At 34.6% G+C, this 17,124-nt stretch carries 16 protein-coding genes; 11 read left to right on the forward strand and 5 right to left on the reverse strand.

The annotated features are described in order from the left end of the window. The first annotated feature begins 109 nt into the window (after positions 1 to 109). The 4 genes from BM012_RS11040 to BM012_RS11055 all read left to right on the forward strand — a co-directional run bounded on the left by BM012_RS11040 (position 110) and on the right by BM012_RS11055 (position 4,900). Positions 110 to 1,582 carry an ArnT family glycosyltransferase gene (locus BM012_RS11040; RefSeq protein WP_235606169.1) on the forward strand — a complete coding sequence of 491 codons (1,473 nt, stop codon included), beginning with the start codon at positions 110 to 112 and terminating at the stop codon, positions 1,580 to 1,582. A 198-nt stretch (positions 1,583 to 1,780) separates the two neighbouring features. Next, positions 1,781 to 2,758: a glycosyltransferase family 2 protein gene (locus BM012_RS11045; protein ID WP_061804764.1), complete on the forward strand. Its 978-nt coding sequence runs from the start codon at positions 1,781 to 1,783 to the stop codon at positions 2,756 to 2,758. A 2-nt stretch (positions 2,759 to 2,760) separates the two neighbouring features. Then, positions 2,761 to 3,174, forward strand: a complete 414-nt coding sequence (locus BM012_RS11050; RefSeq protein WP_061804763.1) for a GtrA family protein — start codon at positions 2,761 to 2,763, stop codon at positions 3,172 to 3,174. Between the two features lie 232 nt (positions 3,175 to 3,406). Beyond that, positions 3,407 to 4,900 (forward strand): ArnT family glycosyltransferase, encoded by a 1,494-nt coding sequence (locus BM012_RS11055; protein WP_061804762.1) that lies wholly within the window; start codon positions 3,407 to 3,409, stop codon positions 4,898 to 4,900. A gap of 22 nt (positions 4,901 to 4,922) precedes the next feature. Here the strand turns inward: BM012_RS11055 and BM012_RS11060 are convergent, their stop codons facing one another. From BM012_RS11060 to BM012_RS11080, 5 genes are all read right to left on the reverse strand, one after another. Further along, positions 4,923 to 6,218, reverse strand: a complete 1,296-nt coding sequence (locus BM012_RS11060) for an ArnT family glycosyltransferase (RefSeq protein ID WP_061804761.1) — start codon at positions 6,216 to 6,218, stop codon at positions 4,923 to 4,925. 34 nt (positions 6,219 to 6,252) lie between these two features. Next, positions 6,253 to 6,594 carry an EamA family transporter gene (locus tag BM012_RS11065; protein ID WP_061804760.1) on the reverse strand — a complete coding sequence of 114 codons (342 nt, stop codon included), beginning with the start codon at positions 6,592 to 6,594 and terminating at the stop codon, positions 6,253 to 6,255. Continuing rightward, entirely contained in the window at positions 6,591 to 6,941 is a 351-nt protein-coding gene (locus BM012_RS11070; RefSeq protein ID WP_061804759.1) for a DUF2304 domain-containing protein, read from the reverse strand. Before BM012_RS11070 ends, BM012_RS11065 begins: the two co-directional genes overlap by 4 nt. 4 nt (positions 6,942 to 6,945) lie before the next feature. After that, positions 6,946 to 7,653 carry a glycosyltransferase family 2 protein gene (locus BM012_RS11075; protein ID WP_061804758.1) on the reverse strand — a complete coding sequence of 236 codons (708 nt, stop codon included), beginning with the start codon at positions 7,651 to 7,653 and terminating at the stop codon, positions 6,946 to 6,948. A 197-nt stretch (positions 7,654 to 7,850) separates the two neighbouring features. Beyond that, positions 7,851 to 10,070, reverse strand: coding sequence for a S8 family peptidase (locus BM012_RS11080; protein ID WP_061804757.1), 2,220 nt, complete (start codon positions 10,068 to 10,070; stop codon positions 7,851 to 7,853). Between the two features lie 641 nt (positions 10,071 to 10,711). Between BM012_RS11080 and BM012_RS11085 the strand changes: the two genes are divergently transcribed. The 7 genes from BM012_RS11085 (at position 10,712) to BM012_RS11115 (ending at position 17,021) form a co-directional block, all read left to right on the forward strand. Further along, positions 10,712 to 11,887, forward strand: a complete 1,176-nt coding sequence (locus tag BM012_RS11085; protein ID WP_061804756.1) for a CAP domain-containing protein — start codon at positions 10,712 to 10,714, stop codon at positions 11,885 to 11,887. Positions 11,888 to 12,030: 143 nt separating this feature from the next. After that, positions 12,031 to 12,924: an S-layer homology domain-containing protein gene (locus BM012_RS11090; protein ID WP_061804755.1), complete on the forward strand. Its 894-nt coding sequence runs from the start codon at positions 12,031 to 12,033 to the stop codon at positions 12,922 to 12,924. 172 nt (positions 12,925 to 13,096) lie between these two features. After that, positions 13,097 to 13,369, forward strand: coding sequence for a hypothetical protein (locus BM012_RS11095; protein ID WP_061804754.1), 273 nt, complete (start codon positions 13,097 to 13,099; stop codon positions 13,367 to 13,369). Positions 13,370 to 13,497: 128 nt separating this feature from the next. Beyond that, the gene (locus BM012_RS11100; RefSeq protein WP_061804753.1) at positions 13,498 to 13,839 is read left to right on the forward strand and encodes a YflT domain-containing protein; all 342 of its coding nucleotides are present in this window, start codon (positions 13,498 to 13,500) and stop codon (positions 13,837 to 13,839) included. A gap of 112 nt (positions 13,840 to 13,951) precedes the next feature. Beyond that, on the forward strand, positions 13,952 to 14,530 hold the full coding sequence (locus BM012_RS11105) for a DedA family protein (protein WP_061804752.1): 579 nt from the start codon (positions 13,952 to 13,954) through the stop codon (positions 14,528 to 14,530). 162 nt (positions 14,531 to 14,692) lie between these two features. After that, positions 14,693 to 14,971, forward strand: coding sequence for a hypothetical protein (locus BM012_RS11110; RefSeq protein WP_061804751.1), 279 nt, complete (start codon positions 14,693 to 14,695; stop codon positions 14,969 to 14,971). Positions 14,972 to 15,554: 583 nt separating this feature from the next. Beyond that, positions 15,555 to 17,021 carry an N-acetylmuramoyl-L-alanine amidase gene (locus BM012_RS11115; RefSeq protein ID WP_061804750.1) on the forward strand — a complete coding sequence of 489 codons (1,467 nt, stop codon included), beginning with the start codon at positions 15,555 to 15,557 and terminating at the stop codon, positions 17,019 to 17,021. Positions 17,022 to 17,124: the final 103 nt, after the last annotated feature.

Here is a 17,124-nt window from a genome sequence, read left to right on the forward strand (position 1 = left end):
GCTTTTTTTATATAAATAAGTGCGCTCTTAATTCTGTTTATATTCCAAAATAAGGTATAATTTACATTAAGAAGTTAATTATTTATAACAAAAGAACTAGAGGATGAAGGTGAAGGCAGCATTGGTTAATGGATTAAATAAGGGATTACATAAGCTTTTGATGATAATAACACTTTCTTTTTTTGGACTTATGTTTTATTTTTCGTGGAGAACGGAACAACAATATATTAAGGAACAATTGAGATTCTCAAATTTAGGTGCCTTTGCTCTTGTATTGTTTCTTCTTATTATATTAGGAGCACTGCTATTTTCACTAAGTTACTATATTAGGAAGCTAAAGAGTCGTACTTTTTTATTTTTGCTTATATTCGTAGCTTTTTCAGTGCGTCTTATATGGATCTTAACTATCAATACACCACCAGCAACAGACTTTAGAGCTATGTATCATGGCGCAGTGGGAATTCTTTATGGTGATTGGGCACCGATTCAGCGGGAATATTTCTATTCTTGGCCATATCAACTTGGTTTTACAGCATATGAATCATTTTTGCTTTCCCTGTTTGGTGAAGAAACATTTAGTATCAAGTTTTTAAATGTGTTATATGGAGTGGGCACAGTTTTCTTTACTTATAAGATTGCTTCACTTCTACTTAATGAATTTGCAGGGAGAATAGCGGGGATCTTTTATACGTTTTACATTCCAGCTATTGTAATGACCTCTGTTTTAACAAATCAGTATATCGCCATCTTTTTCTTTTACTGGGCTTTCTATCTTCTCCTTAAGAACGGCATTAATTATAAATGGAACTGGATCTTTATTGGTATTTTATTAGCTTTAGGGGATATCATGAGGCCGCTTGGAGCATTTATTTTACTTGCTGTTTCTTGCTACATGTTTTTAGCTTTTCTCAAGAAAGGTAGAATACATAAAGGAAGAGTAGTAAAAAAGCTTATTGGAATATTTGCGGTATTTTACTTTGTTCACTACCTTGTGAGTGCCTCTTTCATTGCATGGGGAATTACAGAATATCCGCTTTCTAATCGCAATCCACTCTGGAAATTTGTTCTTGGGTTTAATCACGAAACAGGAGGTCAATATTCAGTAGACGACGCAGAATATGTTGCTCGCTATCCATTGGGTACAGAGCGTAATGGAGTGGAACAGGAGCTTATTAAAGAGCGCTTAGAAGATAAGAGTGAGGTGGTTGCTTTACTTTGGAAGAAGTTTAACAACATGTGGGGAATACGAGATGAGTCTATTTTCTGGAGCATGGGACATCAAAAGGAATCTGCTCAAGACATTCATAAAGTGCTTTATGCCTCAGAACGAATGATGTTTCTTCTTTTACTCTTTGGAGGGATAGCCTATTTATTCCTTTCTTTTCGAGTAGAGATAGACAAAAAGGAAGCTTTTTTCCTTATTCTTATTCTTGGCTATGTTCTTGTTCATCTTCTCGTCGAAGTCCAAACTAAGTATCGTTTTTTTATCAACCCAGCACTAGCTATTATCGCTTCATTAGGCTTCGTTACACTCTTTTGTCATACTAAATTACTAAGTGATAGAGAGAGGAAAGAAGGATAAGAAGCAATCTTAAACTATGAATGACTTTCACTGTCTTACTAGTGAAAAAAAACAAGATAAGTTATAATTAAGTGACAGAAAGTTAAGAATTCAGTTCACTTCCGCTCTATTTTTTAGACGCAAGTGAACTTTTTTGTTAGGTGGACTATTTTGTATCGATAGGCACCAAAATAGGCTTAATAGAAAGGAGAAAAAACATTGAAGACTATTTCAATTATGATTCCAGCCTATAATGAAGAAGATGTGCTGGAGCAGTTATATGAGAAGTTGACGTTTGTAATTGAAGCTATTCCAAACTATGATTTTGAACTTTTGTTTATCAATGATGGAAGTAAAGATAGAACGTTAGAAATTATTAAGGAAATGCGTGAAACAGATCATCGCATTTCATATGTTGATTTATCTAGAAACTTTGGAAAAGAAATTGGTATGATGGCAGGATTTGATTATGCTAAAGGAGATGCGGTCATTATTATTGATGCTGACCTTCAAGATCCGCCAGAACTTATTCCTGAGATGATTAAATATTGGGAACAAGGTTATGATGATGTTTTTGCAAAACGAAGAAGTAGAGCAGGAGAAACATGGATGAAAAAGTGGACAGCTAAAACATTCTACCGCGTGCTTCAAAAAATCACAAAGATTCCTGTTCAAGAAAACACAGGTGATTTTCGGTTACTTGATCGTCGTTGTATCGAAGCTCTTCGTACACTACGTGAAACGCAGCGTTATACAAAAGGAATGTTCAGCTGGATCGGTTACAATAAGAAGGAAATTTTATTTGACCGTAATCCAAGAGCGGCTGGTGAGACAAAATGGAATTATAAAAAGCTTATGGATTTAGCCATTGAAGGCATTACGTCTTTTACAACAGCTCCGCTTCGCTTATCAACTTACTTTGGCTTTACTATTTCACTTTGTGCATTTATATACATGATGTTTATTATTGCAAAGACCTTGGTTATTGGTGAAATGGTTCAAGGTTATCCGTCCCTTATGACAGTCATGTTATTCCTAGGGGGAATTCAGCTTATTTCCTTAGGGATTATTGGAGAGTATTTAGGAAAAATATTCACTGAAACGAAACATCGTCCACTTTATTTTGTTGATGAATACAACAATGAGAAAGTGATGTTTGAGAAAAAAGAACGTCATTATGAATCTAAGGGGATTTAAGGATGAACAGTCGAACAAAAGAGATGATTAGTTATCTTGTTTTTGGAGTGCTCACAACAGTAGTGAACATTGCTTTATACATTTTACTTACAAAGGGCTTTTCTATAGACTACAGATGGGCTACAACGGTTGCTTGGATTGTATCTGTTCTATTTGCTTTTGTAACAAACAAGCTTTATGTATTTAAGAGCAAAACTCTTACTACTAGCATTATGTTTAGAGAACTTCTTTCATTTTTCTTTTTTAGGGGACTTTCATACGTATTAGATCTTGCTATTATGATTATATGTGTCAGCTGGCTTTCCATCGATGATATTGTTGCTAAAATTTTAGCAAACATCGTTGTCATTCTTGTCAATTATATAGCAAGTAAGTACTTTATTTTTAAGAATAAAGAAGAGAGAGCAGTAGAGTAAAGGAAGAAAAAGTTGATAGAAAAAAGAGGGCTTTTTCTCCTGTAAAGTGTACGGGCATTAGAGAAGACTAAGCCTTTTCTATCTAGTTTTCAAAAACGGAATACAGTATAATTAAGCATATTGAAAAGTAGAATCAAAAAGTTCACTTAAGACAGTACAAGCGTTGAAAGTGAACTTTTTTATGTATGAAGTGTATAGCGCTTCAAGCAATTAAGTAAGGAGTATATACGATATGTCGAATTTCAATATGAATGCCGTTAGTGGTCTTTTTAACAAATTTCTCGTTCTACTTACTTTAGTTATTTTTGGAGCCATCTTTGTTTTTTCATGGGAAGCAACATCTCAATTTCTAAAAGTAGGACAGTTGAATTTTTCAAGTAATACAGCTATTCTAGTGATAGCAATGGGCATTATTATCTATGGGTTGATTATCTTTTTAATTTCTTCCTATGTAAAAAAATTAAGTCAGAAGACATTTTTAATTGTAATGTTAAGCGTTGCTTTTTTACTGCGCTTTATATGGATTCTTGTTGTAGATACACCAATTCAATCTGATTTTAATGTGTTGTATACAGCTGCTGTGGACGCGAGTAAGGGAGACTTCTCATTTAGCCAAACGCCATACTTCTTATCATGGGTGTACCAAATTGGTTTTACAATGTATCAAGCTCTTATTTTATCCATTTTTGATGGAGGAGCATTTGTACTTAAACTTCTAAATGTTGTATATGGAGTTGGAACCGTCTTTTTGGTTTATAAAATTGGTACGCATGTTTTTAATGAGGCTGCAGGTAGAGTTGCAGGTGTCTTTTATACCTTATACTTACCAAGTATCTTTATGACCTCTGTATTAACAAATCAATATATTGCGATTATCTTATTTTATGCTGGGTTTTATCTGCTTGTGAAAAATGGGGTAGACCACAAAAGCAGCTGGTTCTTTATTGGGATTCTTCTTTCACTTGGAGATATCATGCGTCCGCTTGGAGCATTTATTTTAGTTGCCTTATTTTGCTATATGTTCTTACAGTTTATAAGCAGTAAGAAAGATCGAAAAAAGACAGTGGCCAAGAAATTTATTGGGATCGTTGCCGTTTTTTATCTTCTTCATTATGGGGTAAGTTTTGCCTTTATGACAGCTGGCGTAACAGATTATCCATTATCAAACCGCAATCCAATGTGGAAATTTGTGCTTGGATTTAATCATGAGACAGTTGGGCAGTATTCGACAGAAGATAGCAATTTTATGACTCAGTATACGCTAGGAAAAGAGCGAACAGAAGCTGAAAAAGAGCTTATTAAAGAAAGATTAGAAGATAAGGATGCTGTTATTGATTTGATGTGGAATAAGTCCGAAAAAATGTGGGGAGATTTAGATGCATCAATCAATTGGAGTGTTGGCTATCAAGGGCAATCGTTTATTCACAACATTTTTTATGTTGGTGAACGAATCATGTATATGACAATTGCTATTGGCAGCATTCTTGGCTTATTATACAGTCTTATTCGAAAGAGTAATATGAATCAATCACTCTTTTTATTGCTTGTTATTGGATATGTTTGTATTCACTTTCTTATTGAAATTCAAACACGTTACCGTTTCTTCATTATCCCATCGTTCATTATTATAGGAAGTTATGGATTTAGTTTGTTTGTTGAAAGTAAGAAAGCTAAAAGTCAAAAAGAAAAATCATCGCCTCCTCAAGAGGTAGCAAAAAACGTGTAGAGAAGCTTCTCTACACGCTTTTTTAATATTTAGCAGATGTTTCTTTCACCTTTCCTTTTCGCTCTTTTAGATGTTTGGTTACTTTCGTTCCAATGTCTACGAGTCCATAGCCAGTTAGCATACAGAGGAAAGGATAAATAAGTAATCCATAACGTGGCAGAGTAAGAAAAACATTAGAGAAACAAATATAAATGATAATAGAGAGAACTAAGCATAAGACAGGCTTTCTTTTACAGTAAATAAGTGCGAAAAGAAATCCGACTGCAACTGTGAGCAAGTTTTGATATTTAGAAAGCTTTTCCATCCAGTTTGGTAAAAGGTGAGCATATGCACCAAGTCCGTCAGGGTTCCCTGCTTGATCGACAAAAAGCCACGTTGTTTTTCCAATTGTAAGCCATGAAAAGTAAAGTGGAAAATTTTCTCGTAAACCAGTTAGGATCTTGTGGAGAGAAAACTCTTCAATACTCATTCCAAGCTCTTTTGCTTGTTGTTCATACAGGGAAAGATCATCAAGATAAAAAGGATTAGTTCCAGCAATAAGCGGGTTTGAACCATGTGATGAAAAAAGATACATATGACCAAACATTAGATAGTTTCGAACTGCCCATGGAGCCATAACTAGAATAGGCCCAATACACCATATTAAGCCAGTCTTAACCCCTTTTTTAAATCCATTTCGATATACAACAATACCCCATGCGAGCCAAAGTAAGAGAGCTGGTGAAGCTCTAAACATCAGGAGAATAGAGGCCACAATTCCAAATAAAATATGATAGCGGTATTCTCCTTTTTGAAGGGCAACAATAAAGATAAAGGTTGTTAATAGAAATAAAAAGATTGTTGGTGTTTCTGTTAGCGCCGTTTGAAAATAGTGTGTTGGTGCTGGATGTACTGCAAATAAGAAAGCCCCAATAAGGCTAATGACACGACGGTGAAAAAGCTTTTGAGCAATTACATAAATAAGGATGAAGGCACCGATGTTTAATATCATATTGGATAATCGATAGAGCATAATATGATTTGTATTGAGAAGTTCTGCAACTTTAAAGACAGCTACAAGATAAAAAGGCTGTCCATATGTTACATAAGCATTTGGAACAGTTGCGTTGTATCCGTAAATTCCTTCATGAATGAGTTGCCAAGCCATTTTTGCGTACAGGGAAGCATCTCGTGAGCCGTACGTAGAAATCGGTTCTCCAAAAATATCAGGCCTGTTAAACACAAGGCCTGGATGTGTGAACAGAAGGAAAAGGTTAAAAACTAAATAGAGAAGAAGTAGTAGTAGAAAAGCTGTGTGAAATTTTATAAGTTTCATCATGTTAAATTTTCCTCCAGAATTTCACTGATTAATATTATCGGGCTATAAAATAAACGCCTATAATAATGACAAAAATACCAAACCATTGCTGAGCTGTAACAGTTTCTTTGAAAATAAGAAAAGCAGCGATAGCTCCAAGTACATAGCTTATGCTTTGAAAAGGATAAGCTATGCTTAAAGGGAGCTTTGATAAGATAACAAGCCATAAGCCAGTAGCTAAAACGTAAAGAATACCTCCGCCAATAAAGAATGGAGAAAGAAGAACGGAAATAGCTTTTTGCAAAGTCCAAGTATCAACGTTAGCTACAGCTACTTTCCAGAGGATTTGTCCTGTTACGAGCATTAGAATATTTAAGAGTATTAGAATATAAATCACTGTTGGTGTTGTCCTTTTTCTTCATATTTTTGTTTTAAGATGGCATATTCTTGTGTTAATGTAACAAGCTGCTGATTCATCTTAGAAATCCGTCGAGTTAAGTCAAAGACTACAATAATAAGAAAAAGCATTCCAAACAAAAAAAGGATTGATGGAGCATAGTATACGTTAAGCACATCAGCAATCTTGTTGATAAGGGAAGAGTTGGCACTCAAAATACCAATTCCTAAGCATGTTAAAATCCAAATGATTGAGTACTTTGTTTCAAGAATCCCTCTTCTTACAGACTCAATAACAAATATAAAAATACCAATTACAATAATGAGAGAGATAATGGCGATTTTCATGATGTCACTCCTTTACAATTCGTTGAATAACAATAGATAGCGTTACTTTGAACATGTAATATATAGATTTAAAAGGAGTAATAGAGGAGTGTCCTCCTTGACGATTCGTCATATTAACCGTGATTTCTTGAATGCGAAGTCCTTTACGAGAGAGGTAGATTAATACCTCTGGTTCTGGGTAGTCTTTTGGATACGTATTAGCAAATATTTTGATGACTTTGTGGTTGATAGCTCGATAGCCTGAAGTAGGGTCTGTGAATGTTTGTCCAGCTAGTGACCGAAGCAGCAACGTGAAGTAATAAATCCCAACTCTTCTTGAAAAAGCTCCTTTATAGTCCGTCTTTTTCAGAAATCTTGAGCCTACAACCATATCTGCTTCATCTTTTTGAAGGGGGTGGATAAGTCTTTGAAGTGAATTTGCATCGTGTTGTCCATCTGCATCAAACTGAATCGCAATATCGTAGTTATGACGATATGCATATTGATAACCAGTTTGAACAGCTCCTCCAATTCCAAGATTGTAGGGAAGATCAATGAGTATAACGTCTTTGAAGCGTTTTACAATCTTTGAAGTTTGATCTTTGGAGCCGTCATTAATAACACAAATATCTAAGCTAGGGTGTTCGTTCTTAAGATGAAGTAATGAATAGAGCGTATTTGAAATCGCTTCTTCCTCGTTATAAGCGGGAACAATAATTAATACTTTATTCATTGGTGATCACACCTTTCATAAAGGAGGTATTAATCTTTAGAAGAACCTTAAAAATAATATAAAAGAATATTCTCTTAATTCAATATATTAGCATAAAAAGACATATTTTTGGTAAAATCTTTCTATTTCCTATTAAAAAGATGAATGATATTACTGAAAGAATATAAGGAAAAGAGAAGACGATGAAATCTTCTCTTTTACAGTTTTGAAGCACGATATAACATAGCCGAAAATTGGGCACGCGTAATCGGTTCATATGGTCTAAATTTGTCTTGTTTCGTAATGATGCCAGCTTCTGTTAAACGACTGACTGCATCAAAGCAAAAATTTGAAGAAGAGACATCTTCAAAAGTAAACGTGCTTTTCTCTGACAAAGAAAGTGAGCGATCTAGAATAAGGGCCATCTGGGCTCTTGTAAGGGTATTTTCTGGCTTAAACTTATGACCATAACCCTTCACAACACTATGCTGATAGGCGCTTAGAACAGCGAGCCCTCCGCTTTGGTCTAGAAGGACATCATTAAATGGGGTGTCGATTAATTTAGGTTCTAATGAAAGAAAACGAGAGATCATCATAACACCATGCCTTCTTGTGAGAGAATCATTTGGCTTGAAAAACCCATTCTCATATCCTCTAATCCATCCTTGTTCAAGACCTGTTTGAATGTCCTTTTTCGCCCATACTGCTTCATCTAAATCTTGTGGAATCATCCTTTTCTCGCCCGAAGTTAATGTTCGCTTATTTTTAGTTAAGATTTTACCTTCTTCGTCTACAACAAATAATCCTACGCTACTAGGAAGTCCGTCATCTAAGAAGGGAAGGGGAATATCAACGAGCTGCGATGTGATGTTTTGTTGCTTTATAATATCTCCATTTTTGGTGATAAGAAGTTTTTTGTTTATAAGATTATGAGTAAAAGCTAGAGCGATACTTTTAGGTTCTGTTAGAGATTGTCCGTTCTTTATATTAAGAAATTCTGCTTTCTCTGACGAAGATGGCATATTAATAGCCTTTTCAACATTTAGAAGACCGTAGGTTGTTGAAAGATTCTCTGCTGATAAGAGAATCTTGTCTCTTATTAAAAGCCAGTCTAGGTTTGGATTTACCGTTCTAATTAATGCAACAGCACTGCTTACAAAGGGAGTTGCAACAGAAGTGCCGCTGTATGATTTGTACTCATTCAAGCCATATGTACTATAAATATCCTCTCCTGGAGCACTTATATCAATTTCCCATCCTTTATTGCTGTTTTCTAATGGTGCCCTAGTTTTTGTGATTCCTGTAACAGCAATTACCCCAGGATACGAAGCTGGGAAAATGGTGCTAATATCCTTGTTTTGATTTCCAGCTGCAGCTACAACAGCAATATCATGAGAAAGAGCGTTTTGAATTGATTCACGTAATATAGTAGTTTCACCACTACCAGCAAGACTAAGATTAATAACGTCAACATCTTTCTTTATAGCATCTTCAATAGCTTGGCTAATTTCAAAGTCACTTCCATTCCCGAAATCATCAAGAACTTTAAGAGGAATAATATCTACAGCTCCATTTAATATTGCTCCATCTATTCCCTTGTTATTGTAAGCACAAGCTCCAATGATTCCTACAATATGAGTGCCATGGCCAAGCTTATCTGAAGGCCAATCATGAGGAGAAATATAGTTCCTTCCTTGGCTTGTTAAGATATTATCGCAAAAGTCTTCATGTTGATTTATACCAGAATCAATAACCGCAATTCTTGCATTGTTCACAGCTGTTATGTTCTCTATAGATGGAGTCTTATTCCATCCTGCAAATGAGGGAAGCTCTACAATCATGTTTCCATATGTCATCTTTTTCGGAAGAAGCACATCAGCCCTTTTTAGCCCTGTTTTTTGTTCACTAATCAGAGAGCCATCATTATATACTTTAACAGACCAATCTTTCTCAACATGATCAAGTGTGATGCTTAAGCGGGATAATGTTTGATTTTCCCAGGCTATCTTTAGCTTTGTTTCTTTGCTAGCCGTCTTAAAGGTTTGTCCTATATATCTTATAGATGTTCCTTCATCAACATCTTGGATTTCTTTGTCTAAAAGGAGATTATTGTTTTTCCATAAGTTTGATGGTACATAAATAAGCTTTAGCCCCCATTGTTCATCAACAAGAGAAGAAGTTTCAGCACTTACTTCTTTCTTTTTTTCGCTTTCATAAAATGAGATAGTCCCTTGTTTTTTTAGCATTTGAATCTCTGAATTGGGGAGATCTGTTTTGACAACATTGTTACTTTGTTTCGCATCAGGATATTTAGTAAGAAAAATTTTAGCTTCCTTCTCAGTTTGAAAGTAGAGAAGAGATGAAGCATTAACAGTAGTAGAAAAAGAAAAAATAAAAGAAAACAATACAATTAGCGAACACATATATTTAGTTTTCATGTTGTTGCTCCTTTAATATAGAGGTACTTCTTAATAATAGGAGAGGAATAAAATGAAGTAAATGGAAGGATATAAGTTTTTATACATAAAAAAGGCCCATCTATACGAGTAGATGAGCAAAAATATGGTTTACCAACCAAAATCTTATCAATTTTTATTATACTTAATTCTTATCTATAATTCATTTAATATATTTTAGTATTTATGTATAATTAAACCTATAAAAGATTATATTGGAATATATTTGGGTATAAAAGCCCTTTTTGTAAGCTTGAAGTTTGAATTTGGAAGTAAAATGATTAATTAGGATTGTATTACATCATTATAAAAGGTCTAATGGCTTACTTTTAGATATACATGTATTAAATTACCAGTTGATATCTTTTTCTTTTCATACTACTATTAAATCTACCAATCGAGGTTTTCACAACCTAAAGCTACTGTTTCAGTAGTCATAAAAAGCTGCTAGATCTTTCTAGCAGCTTTTTTATATTGTATGACTGTAGAGAGATACTGTTTTGTAATGGAATAAGGAGAATATTTAATACAGTGTAACTTTTTGTATGTGTTGTACGTTAACAAATAGAGAAGTTTTTTAAGGGAGGGAGATATTCCCCCTTAATAAAGGAAGTGTCGAGAGTATGAATAAATTATTTGGTGCAAGTGTTGCCCTTTTCTTTTTATTCAATATGACTCCTTTTTCAGAGAGTGATCTTTCAAATATGAAGCTAACAGAGTATGCAGCAGCCGTTGACAATATAATTGGACCCCAAACAGAAGCAGCAACTACTAATAACAGAGTAGATAGTGTGGGAGAGGTCAACGAAAAGAAAGAAAATATTTCAAACGAAGATAAGGTAATAGCTAAAGGGACAACAGAAGTACAGCAAGATAAAAATAAAATAGATAATGGGAAAGTAAATACAGTTTCTTCTAATAAAGAGATGAAAATAGAAAAACAAGACAATAAGCCATTAGTGACAATTCATTCTATATTCATTGGAGAAAACAAAGAATCTGTTCTCCAAAAACTTGGAGACCCCATTAGAAAATCATCGAATGATTATGGAATAGAGTGGAACACGTATCATCAAAATTACAATCATTTCTTTATGGTTGGTTATCAAGATGAAAGAGTTGCTGCCCTTTATACAAACCAGGATGTATTCAAAACAACCAGAGGGATAAAGTTAGGCTCTACTTTTGATGAAGTGAGAGAGAAATATGGTTCTCCACTTGGAACTATCCAGAAAAATGGAAGTAACTATTCTATTGAAGATGAAGAATACGATACGTATGAGCTAGATGGATATTACGTAACATTTTTCTATGATAATCTAGATGGACGAAAAGTAACGGCTGTTCAAGCCATTACAAAACGTGCTGAAGAAGAGAAGAAAGGCTACTATGGTAATCCATCTCAAATGTTGGAGGAAGGATTCAAATGGCAAATGTTCGATCTTATTAATGCTACAAGAGTAAAACATGGCCTTCTTCCTCTTGTATGGAATGATCAAATAGCTAAAACAGCTCAGCATCATAGTTTAGATATGGCTGACAATGATTATTTCAGTCATAAAAACCAAAATGGCAAAACGCCTTTTGATCGAATCAAAGAAGATCATATAGAATATTCTGTTGCAGGAGAGAATATAGCTATGGGACAGCAAAACAGCATCTTTGCTCATGAAGCATTAATGAATTCTAAAAGTCATCGTACAAATATTCTTGATCAACGTTGGACGTATTTAGGCGTTGGTGTTTCAATAAATAATGAAGGAATCCCATATTTTACGGAAAATTATTTTACTCTCTAATAAAAGTCGCCTTTTGGCGACTTTTTGTTTTCTAGTTAGAAAAGAGGATGTAGCAAAGAAACAAATTATGATAGGATAAGAGAGTATATTCAATAATATGACAATTTTTTTAGAAACTAGAAAAAGAGATGGAGGTTTTTTAATTGGGAAAGACTTCACGTAAAATTCTGGTTGGAACTCTTTCAGCAGCTGTAGTAGCAAGTATTGTTGCTCCTGTTGCACATGCATCTTCATTTAAAGATGTTTCAGAAGATTCTGATCATACTGGAGCTATTACTTCTTTAACAGAGAGAGGAATTATTAAAGGGTTTTCTGATGGAACATATCGACCATATCAAGAGATTACAAGAGGGCAAGTAGCGAAAATATTTTCTCGTCTTCTTGATGGGGAAGGCAAGAAAGAATCTGTATTCAGTGATATCCCAGCTGACTATAAAGATCAAGAACTTGTTTTAGCTGCAAGCGAGCTTTATCATAAAGGAATTATGACAGGATCTAACGGTAAAATGATGCCTAATAAGCCAATTACAAGACAGCAAATGGCGAAAGTATTAGTTGAAGCACTAAATTTACAACCAAGCACCGCGTACCCTAATAATCTTCAAGATCTTGATTATGTACCAAGCAATATGCGTAAATATGTGCTAACACTTGTTCAAAATGGAGTAACGCGAGTTGATGACGGCTTGTATCGTCCAAGTGAAGCAGTTACACGAGCACAGTTTGCTTCTTTCGTATATCGAGCTCTTGAAGTAGGAGAGAGCAGAGAGGAAGAGTTTGAAATTAATGAGGCAACAGAAAATGAGGAACAAGTTTTATTAACTTTCTCAAAACCTGTTGAAAAAACGTCCATTACAAAGGAGGATTTTTCTGTTGAAGGAAGTCTTCCTGCGAAAGTAGAGGGAGAGGGAAATAAAGTGATTTTAACTTTAGCTTCTTCTGCAAATAATAAGAAGGCTGACACAGTAGATATTGTAGGCCCTATTAGCAGTGATAGTGGTGAACTATTATCAAATGTCACTATAAAAGTAAAATAAAAGCACTGAAAAGGTGCTTTTATTTTATATTTATAGAGCATTTAATTTCCCTCCATTGTGTAAAATACTGCTAAAAGTAATTATAAAGACACCTCATAAAAGGAATTTATTTACATTTATATAGCGGATTATGTTAAAATGGTATTATTAACCTTTTGTAAGGAGGGCAATCATGAAAATATTTCTAAACGCTTTATTAGTAAGTGTTTCAGCATCCTTGCTTTATATATTTATAATGTTTGTAACACCGATGATTTTAATGATGAGAGGAAGCTCAGCTTTTACTTCTAGCCCAGAGATGTTCGGACACACGCTTTATGTACTACATATTGCAGATCAAGAATTTTTATCAAAAGCTACAAACCTAGGCCTAATCCTTTCGTTCATACTAGGAGGAGTTCTTTATTATGGAGGGCGTACGTTAAGAAACAAATGGCTTCATTAAAATCTCTAATATATATATCTAATATATAAGACTATTAAATTTCTCCTTTGAAATGTGCTCTTTATGTTTTAAATCTTTTTTTCTGTGGAATAGTATTTATACATTTCATAAAGGAGGAATTTAAGATTATGAAACCAGTAGTACGCGAGTATACAAATGATGAATTATTAAAAGAAGATGTGAAGAAACTTCAAGCCCAAGGAGTAGACGCAAAAGACATCTACGTATTATCCCATGATGACGAACGAACAAACCGTGTTGCTAATAATGCAGATGCAAATACAATCGGCATTAAAGAAATGGGCTTAGGCACTGCTGCAAGCAACTTGTTTAACAAAAAAGGGGACGAGCTTCGTCATAAATTAAGCGAGGTTGGTCTTTCTAAAACTGAAGCTGAGATGTATGAAGAAAAGCTTGACCAAGGTAAAGTTTTAGTTATCGTTACAAACAATGAAACAGTACGCTTATAATTATGACCTAGCGCGTCTTCACGATGCGCTTTTTTCTTTTCCATTAATTAACTTGTTTAATAATCAATCATAAAGGCTATATTCTTTCCAAAAGGGGAAGGAGTCGGAAGGTATGATTGATTTTATTACGGAGGCGCTTAAAGATTTTGGAATATGGGGTCTTTTAGCTGGCCTTGCTGTTGAGGCTTCTTCTCTACCGTTCCCAGGTGCTCTCATCACGCTTATTTATGGTTATCTGCTAAACAGTTCTTTTCTCGATGCATTTTGGATCTCAACTATAGGAAGCATATGCTATACACTATTCAGCCTTATCCCTTATGGAATTGGCTATAAGTTAGAGGATAAGTTATCTCAAAAATGGAAAGATAAAAAAGTATTTAAGAAAAGTCAGCGCTGGTTTCAAAAATGCGGTCAATGGACAATTGCTCTTGCAAGACCAATTGGAGTTGGCAACTATGTTTCATATTTAGCTGGAATTTCAAAAATACGCCTTCTTCCATTTTTATTGCTAACATTCTTAGGTATCTTTCCATGGGTACTAGCAATGATTCTAGTAGGGGGAGCGGGTAATCTAAAAATGGCTAATTTCATCATCTCACAGGCTCAGACGTATATTTTTGTGATTGCAGGCATTGCTATTATTGGGTTTGTTATCTATAAAATGTACGCTCGCAAAAAGAGCGAATGCTAACGTTTACAAAATAAAAATAGGGGTATTTAATAAGTAGAAAGATAAATCTTTATTCAACAATAAAAGTGTCTCTATGACAAAATAACCCGGTTTCAAAACCGATATATATATGAAACAATAGAATTACAAAAATTAACTATTTAAATAAGGAGTGCAGTTAAAATGTCAAACATCGTTTCATTTAATCTAGCAGGAAGTCGGTTAACTCTTAAAGAAATGACTTATTTGTACAAGCTTACAAAAACACATGGGTGCAAAATTTTCTTCTACAAAGATTTAGAAATTTGTAATGTTGCAGAATTAACAAAACTTGTTCCTTTTACATTAACAGCTAAGAAAACACAGGAAACTTACGTTGTTGTTGAAGGAGAAGACATTTCTGCTGTGGCAGATAAAGTATCAAAACTATTAGAAAAACAAGAGCAGCTTGCAAGCATTTAAAATAGCATAGGCTCACTTGTCAAAGGAATGAATATATGGACACATTAATGATAAAAGAAAAAAGGTGGAATGAATTTTTACATACCGTAAAATCAATTCGTTCCACCTTTTAGTATGCGTCAAATCTCCCTTTTTCACCAAAACCCCTCACAAATGGCTAGAAAAACTTCCTGAAAAATGCAAAAAGTTAGGTATAAGAGCAAATGGAAATTAAACCATAAAATGATAAAATAAATATTGTCGAATATTGCAGAAATCTGTCTTAGGAATAGGGATGTGCCTATTCTCCCTCTTGTTCCCTAATTATTCCTTAACTTAGGTATAAAGAAATAGGAATGTGGAAGCGTTTTTTGATTTGTAAAGAAAATAAAATATTTGGATGTTTATAGTGCTTAATCCCTTGCTAATCAAGGGATTATTAAGTTAGTAATCTATTATCGAACATTGAATTTACGATAAATTTTGATATAATTGGAAAATGAGTTATGACTTATAAAAATGAGTAAATATTAGTATTTTTAGGGGAAGCAGGGCGATTGTTGTTTTGCACTGCTATACCAAAAATGAAAGGAGCTATTTTTTTATGTGGAAGAAAGTTGTTTCTTGTGCAGCAGCAGGTTTTTTACTAGCTTCTGCGCCGCTTCCGTCTGCTCTTGGAGGCAACGCAAGAGAGGCACATGCAGCAGCAAATTTTAACGATGTCTCAAGTAGTTTTTGGGCAAGTAAGGAAATTAATTTCTTACATTCAAAAGGAATTATTGAAGGGTATGACGATGGTTCGTTTTTACCAAATAACAAAGTTACAAGAGCTCAGGCAGCTAAAATGATTTTAAGTGCTCTAGGGGAAAAAGAACCAACTGTTTCAAATGATGTATTTTCTGATGTTAAAAAAGATCACTGGGCAGCAGGATGGATCAGCTTAGCGAAACAAAAGGGAATTATTAGTGGATATGAGAATGGCACATTTAAGCCGGAAGAAACATTAACAAGAGCGCAAATGAGTAAACTTCTTGTTAGAACATTTGAGCAAGAATATGACCTCTCTGTTAAAGATGACACAGTTGAACCGTTTAGCGATGTATGGATTAATCAAGAATTTCGTCCATATGTAAGTAAACTTTATCAACACGGAATTACAACAGGAACTGATAGTACCCACTATAGCCCGTATAGCAGCGTGAACCGTGCTCAGTTTTCTGTATTCTTAAGTAGAACAATTGAACCGAGCTATCGCGTTAGCAGTGCAGAGAACGGTGGTTCGTCCACAACTCCTCCGGCAACAACAAGTACATACGGAATTGTAAAAACTGATTCTCTCAATATGCGTAGCGGTCCATCTACAAGCAGTGGGGTTGTTGCTTCTTTAAAGAGAGGGACAAAAGTAGACTATCTTGGGGACCAACAGGGTTACTGGGTAAAAGTCCGTTATAATGGACAAACTGGATATGTACATAAGCTCTACTTAAAACTTAAAAATGAGCAAGGAAGCTCTGTAGCAAACCGAGTGATTGTGCTTGATGCAGGTCATGGTGGAAAAGATCCCGGTGCTAGCGGGAATGGAGTTGTTGAAAAAGAACTTGTGTTGGATATAGCACAACGTGTTCAGAAAAAACTTGAAGCTGCTGGAGCAACAGTTATTATGACAAGAACTGATGCAGCAACATATCCAGAGCTTAAAGACCGCACAGATCTTGCGCAAAGCAAATATGCAGATATGTTTGTAAGTGTTCATACAAACTCAGCGCCTTCAGCACCTTCAGCAAATGGTTCTGAAGTTTACTATGATACATCTCAAAATACTAATGGATCGGAAAGTGCCATTCTAGCAAAAGAAATTCAAGAACAGTTTGTTTCTTTAGTTGGAATGAATGATAGAGGAACAAAAGATAACGATTTTTATGTTGTGCGTAATACAGATATGCCGAGCGTTCTTGTTGAATTAGGTTTTCTTACAAATTCAGGAGATGCCGCTAAGTTTAAATCTGATTACTATCGCAATCTTTTTGCAGAAGCAATCTACTTAGGAATTAAGAATTACTACAGCTTATAATAGGAAAAGAGAAGGAGAAATCCTTCTCTTTTTTCATATTTTAATAAGACTATCTCATTGTCCGAGTTTCGACAAAAATTATGGTATCAAAGGTTTAATCCTT

The organism is Priestia endophytica DSM 13796, from assembly GCF_900115845.1.
GTDB classification, from domain to species: domain Bacteria; phylum Bacillota; class Bacilli; order Bacillales; family Bacillaceae_H; genus Bacillus_I; species Bacillus_I endophytica.

Bases quoted from the DNA above. Each gene is read 5' to 3' on its own strand.
- BM012_RS11055 (WP_061804762.1), top strand. From the start codon at position 3,407: ATGTCGAATTTCAATATGAATGCCGTTAGTGGTCTTTTTAACAAATTT.
- BM012_RS11080 (WP_061804757.1), bottom strand. From the start codon at position 10,070: ATGAAAACTAAATATATGTGTTCGCTAATTGTATTGTTTTCTTTTATT.
- BM012_RS11085 (WP_061804756.1), top strand. From the start codon at position 10,712: ATGAATAAATTATTTGGTGCAAGTGTTGCCCTTTTCTTTTTATTCAAT.
- BM012_RS11105 (WP_061804752.1), top strand. From the start codon at position 13,952: ATGATTGATTTTATTACGGAGGCGCTTAAAGATTTTGGAATATGGGGT.
- BM012_RS11070 (WP_061804759.1), bottom strand. From the start codon at position 6,941: ATGAAAATCGCCATTATCTCTCTCATTATTGTAATTGGTATTTTTATA.
- BM012_RS11110 (WP_061804751.1), top strand. From the start codon at position 14,693: ATGTCAAACATCGTTTCATTTAATCTAGCAGGAAGTCGGTTAACTCTT.
- BM012_RS11075 (WP_061804758.1), bottom strand. From the start codon at position 7,653: ATGAATAAAGTATTAATTATTGTTCCCGCTTATAACGAGGAAGAAGCG.
- BM012_RS11060 (WP_061804761.1), bottom strand. From the start codon at position 6,218: ATGATGAAACTTATAAAATTTCACACAGCTTTTCTACTACTACTTCTT.
- BM012_RS11095 (WP_061804754.1), top strand. From the start codon at position 13,097: ATGAAAATATTTCTAAACGCTTTATTAGTAAGTGTTTCAGCATCCTTG.
- BM012_RS11100 (WP_061804753.1), top strand. From the start codon at position 13,498: ATGAAACCAGTAGTACGCGAGTATACAAATGATGAATTATTAAAAGAA.
- BM012_RS11115 (WP_061804750.1), top strand. From the start codon at position 15,555: ATGTGGAAGAAAGTTGTTTCTTGTGCAGCAGCAGGTTTTTTACTAGCT.
- BM012_RS11050 (WP_061804763.1), top strand. From the start codon at position 2,761: ATGAACAGTCGAACAAAAGAGATGATTAGTTATCTTGTTTTTGGAGTG.